Source organism: Leisingera sp. G5_S3_59_S7, assembly GCF_054968485.1.
Genome location: NZ_JBQKUH010000024.1, coordinates 47,456 through 61,667, shown reverse-complemented (window position 1 = coordinate 61,667; position 14,212 = coordinate 47,456). Strand labels below are relative to the sequence as shown.

11 protein-coding genes are annotated in these 14,212 nt (G+C 56.3%); 5 read left to right on the top strand and 6 right to left on the bottom strand.

All coding sequences use genetic code 11. The features are described 5' to 3' along the window. Positions 1-197: 197 nt before the first annotated feature. The 6 genes from ACTRWG_RS12460 to gcvA form a co-directional block, all read right to left on the bottom strand. A complete protein-coding gene (locus ACTRWG_RS12460) occupies positions 198-857 on the bottom strand; it encodes an FMN-dependent NADH-azoreductase (RefSeq protein ID WP_036797342.1) in 660 nt (219 codons plus the stop codon). Between the two features lie 95 nt (positions 858-952). Then, complete coding sequence (locus ACTRWG_RS12455) at positions 953-2,224, bottom strand: amidase family protein (protein ID WP_027236255.1); 1,272 nt, start codon at positions 2,222-2,224, stop codon at positions 953-955. Beyond that, positions 2,221-3,108 carry a polysaccharide deacetylase family protein gene (locus ACTRWG_RS12450; protein WP_027236256.1) on the bottom strand — a complete coding sequence of 296 codons (888 nt, stop codon included), beginning with the start codon at positions 3,106-3,108 and terminating at the stop codon, positions 2,221-2,223. The genes ACTRWG_RS12455 and ACTRWG_RS12450 overlap by 4 nt, the downstream gene beginning before the upstream one ends. A 15-nt stretch (positions 3,109-3,123) precedes the next feature. Then, positions 3,124-4,635, bottom strand: a complete 1,512-nt coding sequence (locus tag ACTRWG_RS12445) for an amidohydrolase family protein (protein ID WP_027236257.1) — start codon at positions 4,633-4,635, stop codon at positions 3,124-3,126. Next, positions 4,625-5,308, bottom strand: coding sequence for a DUF1989 domain-containing protein (locus tag ACTRWG_RS12440; protein ID WP_036797344.1), 684 nt, complete (start codon positions 5,306-5,308; stop codon positions 4,625-4,627). Before ACTRWG_RS12440 ends, ACTRWG_RS12445 begins: the two co-directional genes overlap by 11 nt. Positions 5,309-5,405: 97 nt before the next feature. Further along, positions 5,406-6,332, bottom strand: a complete 927-nt coding sequence (gcvA, locus tag ACTRWG_RS12435; RefSeq protein ID WP_027236259.1) for a transcriptional regulator GcvA — start codon at positions 6,330-6,332, stop codon at positions 5,406-5,408. A gap of 163 nt (positions 6,333-6,495) precedes the next feature. On the opposite strand from gcvA, the gene ACTRWG_RS12430 reads away from it, so the two are divergent. From ACTRWG_RS12430 to ACTRWG_RS12410, 5 genes are all read left to right on the top strand, one after another. Next, positions 6,496-8,025 carry an ATP-binding cassette domain-containing protein gene (locus ACTRWG_RS12430; protein WP_027236260.1) on the top strand — a complete coding sequence of 510 codons (1,530 nt, stop codon included), beginning with the start codon at positions 6,496-6,498 and terminating at the stop codon, positions 8,023-8,025. Further along, a complete protein-coding gene (locus ACTRWG_RS12425; RefSeq protein ID WP_027236261.1) occupies positions 8,022-9,107 on the top strand; it encodes an ABC transporter permease in 1,086 nt (361 codons plus the stop codon). The genes ACTRWG_RS12430 and ACTRWG_RS12425 overlap by 4 nt, the downstream gene beginning before the upstream one ends. A gap of 3 nt (positions 9,108-9,110) precedes the next feature. Then, positions 9,111-10,043, top strand: coding sequence for an ABC transporter permease (locus tag ACTRWG_RS12420; RefSeq protein WP_027236262.1), 933 nt, complete (start codon positions 9,111-9,113; stop codon positions 10,041-10,043). Between the two features lie 89 nt (positions 10,044-10,132). Beyond that, positions 10,133-11,086: a BMP family protein gene (locus tag ACTRWG_RS12415; protein ID WP_051357786.1), complete on the top strand. Its 954-nt coding sequence runs from the start codon at positions 10,133-10,135 to the stop codon at positions 11,084-11,086. Between the two features lie 1,154 nt (positions 11,087-12,240). Continuing rightward, positions 12,241-14,121, top strand: coding sequence for an adenylate/guanylate cyclase domain-containing protein (locus ACTRWG_RS12410; protein ID WP_462829374.1), 1,881 nt, complete (start codon positions 12,241-12,243; stop codon positions 14,119-14,121). The last annotated feature ends 91 nt before the right edge of the window (positions 14,122-14,212 follow it).

Here is a 14,212-nt window from a genome sequence, read left to right as displayed (position 1 = left end):
AGCGCTTAGCAGGTTGGGCTGCACCAAATCTGCTTCAGAGCCAAAGTTCCATGCCGATTGACACTTTAGCGACTTGAAACACTCAAGTAAGGGCGCAGGACACAACCACCTGCCTCACACAGCTTGAGCTGTGACCAGTTGGAAATGTAGAACCTGTTCGTTTCATCAGGTTCTACTTTCCATAAACTGGCTAACGGTTAGGCAAGCTCACGCGCAATGTGACGTGCCTGGGTCTGAGCTGAGGCGACCGAAGCTTTGTGACGCTCATCGGCGAATTCCTGATACTCGGCCGCAGCTTCGAACATGCGTTCTGCGCCCAGGTACTTGCGCAATGTGCTGATATGCGCAGAAAGGTGACCCGAGTCATTACGAATTCCACCCTCCTCAAAGCCGAATTCGCCAGCCGATGTCAGCAGCACCAGTGTTTTGCCGGACATGATCGGTTCCAGAGGGAAGTCGCCGCGCGCCAAATCAAACGTAAAGGTCTTGTTGATCCGGATGATCTGATCAAACCAAGCCTTCAGGGCTGCGGGCATGCCGTAGTTGTACATGGGCGTCGAAATCAGCAGGATGTCAGAGCGGTCGAGCTCGTCAATCAGCGTATCAGACAAGCTGACCAAAGCGTTCTGTTCAGGAGTGCGTTCCTCTTCTGCTGTGAAGACGGACGCAATCCAATCGTTGGAAATGAAATCCGGCGGGGTCATTCCGACGTCACGCAGAATAATCTCGACGTCCGGATCAACCGTTTTCCATTCTTCCACGAAACTGTCCGCCAAGGCGCGGGAAATGGAGTTATAGGCCGCAACAGGGTTGTCGGTGCGGCGCACGCTGGCGTCAATTCTCAGGATTGTGGTCATATTGTCACCTAGTCAGTTTGCAATGAACCAATCAAAGGTGAAGCCAATGACGCGCGGGTACAAATGAAGAGAATTCTGAATAGAGTGAACTGACCTCACCCATCTCTAATCGCTGAAAAAATCTTCTCCAGATGAGACGCCGTCGCGAGTACATCCGCATCCCTGTTTGCGCCGCCGCTCAAGGATAGGCTGATCCCCGGTCTTCGGTCTCCAAATGGAATGGAAATTGTTGGGGCATTGAGGAAAGCGGCTTTCATCGATACCGACAGGATAAGGGCGTTTTCCCGTGCAAAGACCCCTTTATCGCGGGTCACAGCCTGAACAGACGGCGGGTACGACGGCAATGTCGGGTAAAGCAGCATCTTCCCTGCCAGTTCCCTGCCAAAGTCCGGGATGAGGGCCCGCCGGATTTCCAGCAATGCCTGCAGATCTGTGCCAAGGATTGAAGCCGCCTGAGCAAGGCGATCCTGCACATTTGGGTCCAGTCTGGCCTGCTGGTCTCCGACCAAACCTGGCAGAAGACGAAAGGCTTCGGCACTCACCAGCGTTCCATAGGTTTGGAAAATCTCCGTGATACAAGTGAAACTTCGGATTTCAACCCTTTCCAATTCGATGCCATGATCGGACAAATGCTGCAGGACCTGTTCGTACATTGTCTTGATTTTCGGGGTAAATCCCGCTAGAGCATCTTCCCTCAGGCACAGAATTTCACGACAGGCGTGCCCGGTTTCTTTGCAATCCGACAAAACGCGATCCACAGCGCAAATCTGACTGACGTTTAAAGCGAGTGAGCCTGGCGTATCCAGAGAAGGCGCCAGAGGTAAAACCCCGGCGCGTTCATAGCGGTCCATAGTTGGGCGAAACCCCACCAGGCCCTGACAGGCGGCCGGAATGCGCACGGAGCCGGAGGTATCTGTGCCCAAGGCGATGTCGGCCAAGCCCAAGGCAACGGCTGACGCCGATCCGCTTGAGGACCCTCCAGGCACCATTGTGCTATCCAACGCATTCAGAGGGGTGCCGAAATGCGGATTAACTCCGAGCCCGGAGAAGGCGAATTCCGACATGTTCACATGGCCCAGAATGATCGCGCCCGCAGACCGGAGCCTGGCCACGACCGGGGCGTCTTTGTCTGCTGGCTGAGGGTCGATGGCCAAAGATCCCGCATTGCTTCGGAGCGCTTGCACGTCGATATTGGCCTTCACCGCAAGAAACTGGCCGTCCAACGGCCCAAGCATCTTCCCTGCGGCCTGCCGCGCGGCGGAGGATCGGGCATCCTGCAACAGTCTATCTGGCGCAACGCCAAGGAATACCTCGCGCTGCGCGTCGAGCGAAGCCAGGAAGTCGCGCGCCCGTTGAAGGATATTCATGCCGTCAGGACCGGAGCCTGATAATAGGGCAGCTCTTCAACCCGTACGCTTTGCCGGTCAGCCTCATATTGCGTGCGCACGTGTTGCGCGATCTCTCCGAGAGTGGCGAACCAGACGTCACCCCTCTTCAAGATAGTTTCCATCCAGTCTTCCACCTGCCGCCACCGCGCCAAACGCCCGGTCAGGAAGGGATGCCAGATGCCAATCCAGAAGCCGCCTTCTTCGTATTGGGCTTCGAATTCCTCCCAAAATGGGGTCAGCCCGGCGCGTGGCCCGGCGACGGGCATCATGTAGCCAATCTCCTCAAAATGGGCGAATTGCGGCCAGTCGTCGGTCCCCCAATGCGACGGAAGTTCGACCAAAGTCCGCCCGCCGGATCGCATGAGATATGGCACATCATCCGCCATCAGCGAACTATCATAGTCGAATTCATGCTTGTTCAGCAAGTCGATGACGGCTTGCGTCACATTGTAAACCGGCGCGCGATAGCCTTTTGGCACATTGCCCAGAACCCGCTTATGCGACTCCAGCGCGCGTTCAAACCAATAGGCTTGTTCAGACGCGCTATGGTTTGTCGGGTCTTCGTGCAAATAGCCATGATGGCCGATTTCATGACCATCTTTCAGGATGGCTTGCATAGCATCTGGATATTGCTCCACGACCCATCCGGGGGCGAAGAAGGACTGTTTCAGCCCAAGACGTTTGTAGGTTTCCAGAATCCGAGGGATGGCAACCGTCGGCCCGTAGCGTCCCATGGAGATCGGATAGAGGCGATCATGCCCGTCGACCGGCTTTGCGATATGGATCAGGCTGTCCGCATCGATATCAAAGGTGATTGCACAGGCGCATCGCGCGCCGTTCGGCCAGATAATTTTCTTCTGCATGGTCTTGCTCCTCTGTCACTTTTGCGGGGCGTTTTTCGTCAACCAATCGTCATACCAGCGCTGCAATGCGGATTTTACGGCGGCATATTCACTGGCGCTCAGCCTTTGATCCGCGGCGCGCTGCATGCCGTCGGTGATGTTTTGAAGAATTTTCGTTTCGTCGCACTTTTTGGCTTCGCCGTGCGAAACGGCCAGTTGTCCGCCGGTGAAGACACTCTGGATATCCGTGGATTTTGCCGAGCTGACCAACAGCTCAACCGGATCAATGCCGGGGGCCAACCAGGGCCCTTCAAGACGGTCCAGGCGGAGGATTACAAAGTCGGCGCGTTTGCCGGCGGACAGGCTTCCGATGCTGTGATCCATACCCATCAAACGCGCGCCACCCATAGTGGCCATGTCGAAAACATCCTTCGCGGTCAGGCTTAGGTTTGCCCGATCACTTGACCAATAAAGGCTTTGCGCCAAACGCATTTCGGCGAACATATCGTCATCACCTGCCAGGCTGGTCCCATCCATCCCCAGTGCGAGGTTAATGCCCATCCGCTTCATCAATGGCGCGGGTGCAATGCCGGACCGCAGCCGCAAGTTGGAACTGGGATTGCACACGATATGCGCGCGCGCCTCGGCCACTTGCGCCAGATCTTTTTCGTCCGCCCAGACCATATGCGCCAAGGATAAGCCGTCAGAGAGCAGGCCAGCTTTACCCAATTCTGCGATGGCACCTTGAAAACTCCAGGCTGTAGCCGACAGGTGCTGCAGCCGAGACTCCTCGGCATGGGTGTGAATGCGCTGGCCGCTTTCGCGAACCTCCTTGGCGATGTCGCGCAGGGTCTCTTGGCCCGTCCAATGCGGTGCCGTGGGGCCAAACCAAACATCAGAGCATTCAGAAGCCGCGTATTCGCCATGCATCCGGGACAGAAGCCGCACAAAGCTTTGCGGTTCGATACGTGCGCGCGCAACGTGCTGGCGCTGCAGTTTGCATCGCAGAACCTCGGGCAAGGTGGTCAGAAACGACTGGCTTTGCCCGTATGGATGCACAAGCTGGTTGTGCCATCTCTCGCCCGGCGCGATGGCACAGGACAGGCCAAGCCCATTATATACGGCGATTTTGTCCCTTATCTTCGCTTCGGCAAAGGTCGCTGTGTGACCCGCGGTGCAGGCATCCACAACAGCCGTTACCCCATTCTTCAGCAAGCGCATTGCCGCGTATTCGGTGGCGAGGCGCGGCGCAACGTCAGCTGCGCCAGCGGAGGCGAAAATCCAAGGCTCTAACAGGTCATCCCGTATCCCTTGGTTGATCAGGTTCACCCCATAGCAATGGTGATGCGCATTCACAAACCCGGGCAGGATCGCAGTGTTTGTGTCCGAATGCACCCTTGCGCTGGGATAACGTGACTTTAATTCGGCCAGAGGCGCCAAGCCAGCTATTCTGCCGTCTAGAACATAAAGCGCGTAGTCGTTGTGACTGTTAAAGGCATCTTCGATGATCCAGCGGGCGGAAAATATGTCGCCGCCATCAGCCGTCATGAACAACAAATTCCAGCGCGCTCGGCTTGCCTTCGTCCCCGTTGACTGGGGTGACATCCTGCGGGCAGGCCGACATCACGGCGTAGACTGGCATCTCAGCTTTGAAGGTCATGCTGTCCCCCGGCTTTGACACTGGCGCAGCCCAGGCAAGGCTGCCATCAGGGTGAACTGGGACGTGCATCCACAGATTGAAGGGCGCTGGCACATGCGGTGCTTTTTTCCCGATAGCAAGCAAGGCCTGCCTCAAGTTGTCGGCGCAATTGTCGTGGTAATCAGTGACGCCCAATTGCTTGTACCGGTTGGCATCGCAAGCGGCGATCGTTGTGTCATGAACACCCGGCGAGGTGTCTTGGGTCAGCGTCAAAAGAGGATTGCGCAGATTGCTGACCAACCTGTCACCGACCTTTGGGAAAACAGACAGAAGATCCGTGTGCACATGCGGCATTGACATATATTCATGCAGCTCTGCCGCATTGAACGCCCAGAAATCGCAGACTTGCCAGCCGGTCGGATTGGTGATGGTCAAAGTCTGCCCGGCTGTCAAACGCACCGCGACACCGCAACGTGCTGGCACTGTATACCGTTCTGCAATGACCGGGATGCCGTCGGCAGAGACCGTGCTGTTCAGTGTTTGATTGAAACCATCGGGTTGGGAAGGGTCAAAACTTTGCATGCGCAAGAACTCCTGATTAGGGGTTCAGAAACGCATGCTTCCCGGCAATTTAGAAATGACAAAAATTCAAGCGACGGATTAGATCGTTGCGGACGCGCTAATCTTCAAAAAACCTTTGACCTACGGCGCTGTCGCGAAACTCATCTGCTTGGTCCAATAGCCATTCCCGGAACACACGAACGCGTGCACGATTGGCGTAAGTTTCCGGGCAGACGAGAAAATAGCTCTTGTTCTTCAATGCCGTGTCAAAGGGAGCGACCAGCATATTGCGTTCCAGAAAACGCGCGGCGGCCAAAAGGCTGACCAGGGCCACACCATGACCATCGCTTGCCGTCAGCAAGCAGATGTGTTCCTCGGAATAGGTGACATAGGGCTCGACATCACCAGTATGCAAGCCAGCCGCGTCCATCCAGCGCTCCCAACTCGGATCCGCATCGGAAAACCCGCTCCATTGGTATTCGATCAGACGAGACTTCAGAAGATCTTCGGGGGAACTCAGTGACTTCGCCTTTTCCACGCTGCAGACAGGGGCCACCCAGTCATTCAAGACCCAAGCCACATTGCTGTCAGGATAATCGCCGAAGCCATACCGAATGGCCACATCCACATCGCTGGATTTGAAATCCACCAGCTGATCGCTTGACAGAACCCTTACCGAAATCTCTGGGTATTTCTCGTAAAACCCTCGCAGCCGCGGACTAAGCCAATTAGCCGCAAAGGACCCGGTTGTTGAGATTGTCAATGTGCCCGCAAGGTCGTCTTCCTCCAGCGCGAGAGAGGCGGCTTCGATGTTCTTGAAGGCCTCAATGATGTGGGGCGCGTAATTGGCCCCATCCTCCGTCAGTTTCAAGGCGCGGGTCAGCCGGTGGAACAGGGGCACCCCAAGTTGATCCTCCAGCGATTTGATCTGATGGGAAATGGCAGTCGGAGTAACGCATAGTTCATCGGCGGCATCCTTGAAACTCAGATGCCGGCAGGCCGCTTCGAAGGCCTGAATGCTTTTCAACGACGGAATCTTCGCCATGACGCGCGGCTTTGCTCTCCTGATGCGATGCTATTTCGTCGCTCTACTCTAACCCGATTGCCAGTTCACATGTTGGCGAAATTCTCAGCTGTGAGGTGAAAACATCTAATTTGAGAAGATAGGGCATTCTCTCTTGAATTTGCGTGAAAGTTGGGAGGTTGCCTTGGATCCATTTTTGAAAGTCACCGGCATCGACAAGTCGTTTGGCGCCGTTCGTGCATTGCACAACGTCAATCTGCTGGCCTCGAAGGGCGAGTGCATTGCGATTTTGGGCGAGAACGGAGCGGGGAAAACCACGTTCGCAAGCGTTCTGATCGGTCTGTATCAGCCCGATAGCGGCGAAATCAAACTGGGCGGAACACCTGTTTCGGTGACCAGCCCAGCAAGAGCTATTGAGCATGGGATCGGCATGATCCACCAGCATTTCAGCCTGGTCGGCGCGATGACCGCCGAAGAGAACATTCTGATCGGCTTGCCCAGCACAAAGAGGGGTGCCGAAGCGCGGGCGCGCATTCGGCAGCTTTGCAGCGACTTTGACTTTAACGTCGATTTCGACATCCGCGTGACGGAAATGCCTGTGGGCATGAAGCAAAGGGTGGAAATCCTTAAGGCGCTGTTTCGCGATGTATCGATCCTGATCCTGGATGAACCCACCAGCGTTCTTGCCCCGACCGAAGTCGCGCCGTTTCTCAAAGGGGTGCGCAAGCTGGTCGCCAACGGCTGCCTTGTCTTTTTCATCAGCCACAAGCTCGATGAAATCCGCGAAATTGCCGATCGCGTCATGATAATGCGCCATGGGCGTGTCGAGGGAGTTCTTCCGGTTGCGACCACGCCCATGGCCCATATGTCAGCGCTTATGATGGGAGAAAAGTCGACCGGCGAAACGGTAGAGACGCCCAAGGCCAAACAGGCGCGCAACGACGCCAGCTCAGCACCGGACGCTCTGGTTGTCTCTGATGTCTGCCTGACCGACCCAGGCGGCGCGGAAATCCTGCAAGATGTGACCCTCTCCGTGAAGGCTGGCGAAATCCTTGGAATCGCCGGGATCGATGGCAATGGCCAGACGGAGTTGAGCGAGGTGATCACCGGCCTCAAAAGGCAAACCAGCGGCGCCATCCACCTTAATGGCACGGAGATATCAAGCGCCTCCATCGCTTCGCGCATTGCAGATGGCATAGGCTTCGTGCCCGAGGACCGCCATGCCGAGGGCTTGGTCCTGTCGCTCAGTGTCGAAGAAAATATGGCCTTTCGATCCATTGGCGAAGACAGGTTCATGTCTGGCGGTCTGATTTCCCGGCGCGCAATGCACGAGATCGCAAGCGACGTGGTCGCGGCCTTTGACATCAGGCCCCCTGACCCGAAATTGAACGCCTCGGCCTTATCCGGTGGCAATCAACAAAAAATCGTTCTGGCCCGTGAAGTGGCCCGGGCGCGCAATCTCTTGGTCGTCGTACAGCCGACTAAAGGGCTTGATGTCGGCGCAACGGAATTTGTTCAGAACCAGATCCGTGCCGTCGCCCAAACAGGCGTGGGGGTTCTCTATATCTCCACTGAACTTGAACATGTGCTCGACATCTCTGACCGCGTCGCAGTGATGGCCTTTGGCCGGATCACGGGTGTTGTCGATCCAGAAAACACAACCCTTCAAGATATCGGGCTCTTGATGACCGCAGCGCCGGAGGAGGTACAATGAACAGATTCACCATGCAACGCCGGATTGCGATTGCTTTGCTTTTAGCGCTGAGTGTTGGCGGGGTGCTGATCCTGCTGGACGGGTATAACCCGTTTGAGGCCTATAAGGTTCTGTTTCTGGAATCCTTCCTAAATTACTGGGGTTTCTCCAATACTTTGGTCAAAGCCTCGCCGATGCTTCTGGCGGGGCTGGCCGTGATCATTCCGATGCGCGCCGGTGTGTTCAACATCGGTGGCGAGGGACAGATCTATATTGGCGGGTTGTTCGGCGCCGTCTTTGCTTTGGCGATCCCCGATCTGCCCGGTCTATTGGGCGTGCCGCTGATATTTGTCGCCGCCGCCATCGGCGGGGCGTTCTGGGCGGCAATTCCTGCTTATCTCAAAGCCTATCGGGGCACGAATGAGGTCATTGTCACGCTGCTGATGAACTTCATTGCGATCCACATCGTCAGCTACGCCGTGGCCGGGCCGCTATTGGCCGAAGGCGCGCCATATCCTTACTCGGAGGAAGTCTCAGAAGCCTATCGCTTGCCTATTCTGATGCCGCGATCTGATACCCATGTGGGCTTTGTATTCGGGCTGGCCATGACGGTCATCTTGTATTTCTGGCTGCGCTTCACGCCATCGGGTTTCCAGCTGGACCTTGTGGGGCGCAATGCGCGCGCTGCGGCCTATGCCGGTGTGGACCAGAAAATGACCGTCATCCGCGCCATGTTGATTGGCGGCAGCCTTGCAGGCATGGCCGGCGCAATCGAGGTGATCGGGTTGAAGTACCGCCTGTTCCACCTGTTTAGCGATGGCTACGGCTATGACGGAATTGTCGTAGCCTTCCTTGCGGCTCTTAACCCAATTGTCGCGCCTTTGACCGCGCTGTTCCTTGCCGGGCTGTCTGCCGGCGCGGGAACGATGCAACGGGCCGTCGGGGTCGACAGTTCCGTCATCGACGTGGTCGAGGGGCTCGTCGTGGTTCTTGTCGCCGCCGCCCTCGTGACACCGCGAACCAGGTCAGCATCCATTCTGAAACCCTTGGCAAGAAACCTGCGGCTGCGCCGCCAAACACAACGCGAAAAGAAAGAGGCATAGACTATGATTGATCTTGTTTTGCTGGGCGACGTCCTTGCCGGAACCGCCCGATTGGGTACGCCAATTGCTTTTGCTGCCCTTGGCGGGGTGATCGCGGAACGTGGCGGGCTGTACAACATCGGCCTCGAAGGTCAGATCCTTGCCGGAGCGCTTGGCGCTGCAGCTGGATCTTTCGCAACCGGCTCCGCCATGATCGGGCTCGGATGCGGGATCATTTGCGGCCTGATCTCAGGCCTGCTGCTTGGGTATATGTCGATTCGGCTGCGCATCAACCAGCTGGTTGGCGGTATCGCGCTCAACCTGCTGCTGGCCGGTCTCACAGCTTTTCTGTCTCGGCAGATATTCGGGGCTCAGGCCGGAGGGGCGCGGGTAAACGGGTTCTCGCAGACCGATATTCCCTTCTTGTCAGATCTTCCCGTCGTTGGCCCGTCCCTGTTTTCCCAGGATCCGCTGTTCTACCTTTTGATCGGATTGGCAATAGCAGCCTGGTTCTGGCTGATGAAATCCCACAAGGGTCTGGACCTGCGCGCCGTTGGCGAAAACCCGAAGGCTGCGGACTTGGCCGGAGTTCCTGTCTTTCGCATGCAATATCTCGCAATTGCAGTCAGCGGAGCCCTCGCGGCGCTGGCCGGGGTGCATCTGGTCTTGTCGCAAGTCTATGTGTTTGCGGAAGGCATGAGCGCGGGTAAAGGCTTCATAGCGCTTGCGGCAATCATCTTGGGACGTTGGTCGCCCATTGGCGCGATCTGCGCGGCGCTTTTCTTCGGCTTCTGTGATGCGGTGCAGTTCAAACTGCAATTCACCTCGCCAGAGATTCCCTATCAGCTCTTCCTGATCTTGCCTTACCTCGCATCGCTCATCGCACTCGTGGTCCTCGGCGCCAAGGCCAGCGCACCTGCATGCGTCGGACTGCCCTACGACCGGGAGCATCGATAAATCTCAGCCGTGACGTGAGAAACCATCGTTTTTCACGCCGCGATCCTCCCGTCACCCTGACAACACATATCCAATATGGGAGAACAACAATGCAATTGATTTCCAAACTATTGGCGGGGCTTGCGGCACTGATGTTGGCCGGGCCTGCGGCCGCTGACGGGATCGAACGCGCCGCGATCGTTATGCCCGGATCGATTTCTGATAATGGCTGGAACCAAGCCGGATTCGAAGGTCTCACCAAGGCAGGTGAAGCGCTCGGCTTTGAAGCCGCCTTTTCTGAAAGCGTGCATCAGCCGGAACAAATCGAAGTCCTGAGTGACTACGCACGCCGGGGATATGACCTCGTGATCGGTCACGGCGGAGAATTCCAGGACGCAGTGGAACGTGTCGCAGCCCGCTTCCCGGAAACCATGTTCATTGTGAACAACGGACTGGGCACCAAAGACAACATTGCCAACGCGGATTTCTATTTCAGCCAAATCGCTTATCTGATGGGCTACGTTGCTGGCTCCATGTCAGACACAGGCACCATCGGCATCATCGCGGCGCAGCAGTTCAAGTTCACGACCGACACGGTTGCTGGCTACGAAGCGGGCGCCAAAGCGGCCAATCCGGACGTCAGAGTTCTGGTTACCTGGACCGGCGACTGGGATGACATCGCCAAGGGCAAAGAAGCTGCCTTGAACCAAATTTCCCAAGGCGCTGATGTCGTCTGGCCGACAATGGACAGTGCGACGCTGGGCTCGATGCAAGCCGTTCAGGAAAAAGGCGTCTATGGCATCGGTATCTATCGTGATGCGATCAACGAATGGCCGGAAATCCTGCAGTCCGCTATTCTGGATGTCCGAGGCAACATGCGGTCCTACCTGGAACTGGCAGCTGCTGGAAAATTGGAAGGTGCACTCTACCGGGCGGATATGGGCAATGAACTGGCCATGCGGATCGGGTCGTTCCACCCAGATATCCCGGTGGACGTTGTGGATGAAGTCAACAAACTGATCGACGCCATGAAGTCCGGCAATTTGGTTGTAAGTCCACAATAATGCATCCCTGATAATCGCTCCTCCTTTTACTCTCGCCCCCAAGTCTGGGGGCTTTTTTATGGCTAGAGAAATCAATGATTGAAGCCTTTCGCTTGTACCGCGTGGGACTTTGTTACCCCCGATTTCGCCGGAGTCGCTAGACTTTCTATTGCTGGTTTTCAGTGGGACAATACCCGCCAATGAAAAAATCCAGGACTGCCTAAGATCCAACCATGCAAACGCTCAATGAACACCATCCGTGCAAAATTTTTCACCAGACATCCATGCACATTGCAGCATCTGTCAAACTGGGCTCGAAGCCCCATTTCGCCGCGCGCGGCACGAATGTCTGCTTCAGCCAGTGGAAAACCTAGGAGTCGCAAAAGGTAACTTTGCTGAGTCGGCTGAAAATATTTCGCTTTAAAATCAAGCAACCAAGCTCCCCAAAAAGGCAAAACCTTTCCTTTTTCGTGTCTCCAACATCCCCGATCGCGCCTCCTGTTCCGCCAGTGGCGAAGCCTTCCCTGATTTTCACTTCGGAAGACCTCGTGTCTTCCGGAGGGCAAAGCAGGGTGGGCGCAGCCCGGACTGCGGCCGGACGGTGATCTGACACACGGGGCCGGAGCGGTGAAATTGGGAGGGGCCCGCGCCTGGCGCGGGAGGAACCGGATTTCTCCGTGGAGGCTGACGCGCAGCGGCATCAGAACCCGTGTTCAGATTGCCGGCCGGATGGCAGGCGGACCAATCAAACGGAAGATGCCAGGCGCGCTAGAGCGGAGCGGAGGCGCGGCTGACTTCTGTGCAAGCGATCGCGGTCTCGTCCGCGATCACATTTTAACTTAGCCCGGAAGGTTAGGGGGAAGCAGCCGGGGAGATCTTTAGCTGTCCCTCGCCCCGCAGTTCACGAACTAACACACAGCCGGACGCAGCGGACTTTGGCCTTACTAGTGTTCGCAATGTCCGCCCACAGCCCGAAGCGGAAGCACAACTTGTGGTGCGAATCTGCGATAGCTGACCTTCACTACACTGGCAGTGAACTGGAAGATAGCGAAGTCGCGGCTGTCAGCAGTGGTTCAGTCAACGGGAGTTTCAGGGGAACGTAGCAACGGTTTCATAGCTTCTGGATTCGCTGTGGTATTCTGCCTAACCTGTTCTGAACTCATGGAGCTAGGAAAGTGGAACGCCGCCTCGCCGCGATACTTGCCGCCGATGTCGTTGGCTACAGCCGTCTCATCCGCGATAATGAAGCCGGTACTCTGGAGACAGTCAAAACGCATCGTGAACGTCTATTCGAGCCAATTGTATCGGCTAGGGGCGGACGCATTGTAAAACTGATGGGTGACGGGCTGCTAATTGAATTTGCCAGCGCCGTCGAGGCCGTTTGTTGTGCCGTCGAAATGCAGCATTTTATCGGAATCGAGAACAAGAACTTGCCGGAAGACGCTCAGGTCCGATATCGAATCGGGCTCAACGTCGGCGATATCGTAGTTGATCAGGGCGACATCCAAGGCGATGGCGTTAACATCGCCGCTCGGATGGAAAGCCTGGCCGATCCTGCGGGCATCTGCATGTCTGGCAGTGTCTTCGATCAGGTTAAGGACAAAATCGACCTCACATTTGAAGATGCGGGCATGCATCAGGTCAAGAACATGGCGGACCCGTTGCACGTATTCAGGCTGGCGCTTGATGCAAAGGCCACGGCCTTGGTATCGCCCGTTGTGCGAAGTGCAGCAAAGCCTGCAAAACGTAGGTTCGCAGTTGCCATCGTCGTCGTGCTCGCCTTGGCCCTGGGCGTGGCGGCATGGTGGCAGCCTTGGAGCCCTGCCGTGATATCGTCCGCCAATGGCGGCAAAAATTTGCCTGCGACCGGCAAGCCGTCTATCGCGGTCATGGCTTTCGACAATCTGAACAATGACCCGAGCCAGGATTACCTGAGTGATGGTCTGAGTGAGAACATCCTGACGGCGCTGTCGCGGTTCTCCGACTTCTTTGTAATCGCGCGCAATTCAACCTTTTCGTACAAGGATAAGCCCACAGAGCCGCAGCAGATCGCGCAGGAGCTCGGCGTGAGATACATCGTCGACGGCAGTGTTCAGATCGCAGGTGAGCGCTTGCGCGCAAATGCGCAATTAATTGATGCCACGACCGGCAAGCATCTATGGGCGGAACAATACGATCGTAATCTGCAGGACATTTTTCAGGTTCAGGATGAAATTACCCGCACCGTCGCTTCTACGTTGAGTACGAGCATCAACCTCGCCGAGTATGACCGGTTGAAGCATCAGCCCACTGAAAGCCTCGGGGCCTATGAACTCTCCACACGCGCTCAGGAACACTCGCTTAGATTCAACAAGACTGACAACATTCAAGCCCAGCAACTGAGCGAGCAGGCGATTGCGCTCGATCCAGACTTCGCGGGCGCATATGCCGAACTTGCCTGGGCTCATGCCTTTGGCTACCGCTTTGGCTGGAGCAAAGACCTTTCACGCGAAGAATCGCTCGGTCTTGCCCTTGAAATGGCCAGAAAGGCGATTGATCTCGAACCACTCAATTTTGCCGGCTACGCCGTTCTGGCTTATGTCACGATGTATAGCGGTGATCTCGACCGGGCTGTTACGCTCTATGACAAGGCTCTCTCGCTGAACCCGAATTCTGCAGGCACCCTCGTGGATTCAACCGACCCTCTGGTCTACAGCGGACTCGCCGAAGAAGCCGTTGAACGGATGCGGTCGGCCATTCGCCTCAACCCTCATCATCCGGATTGGTATCTGTGGAACCTGGGGTGGGCACAGTACTTTGCGGAAGATTATGCGGGCGCCCTTGCTTCGATAGAAAAGATGAACGAGGTTCCGGATCGCCTAAGACGCACGCTTGCGCCAATACTCTTGCGGTTGGGCCGAGAAGATGATGCAAAATCGATGATCGACGGATTTTTGGAAGACAACCCCAGCTACAGCATCGAAGAGGCTAAGAAAGCGCCGTTCGAGAGCGAAGAGTACCTCAACCGATGGTTGGATGACTTGCGCAGATTGGGGGTGCCGGAAACCACGCGTTGAATGGTTGGGTCGGTAAAGCTGTGGCGAGCAAGACCGCGAAGATCAGGCTTTGGCGGCAGTATGCAATTTCGCAGCTCTGAGCATCCGGCCT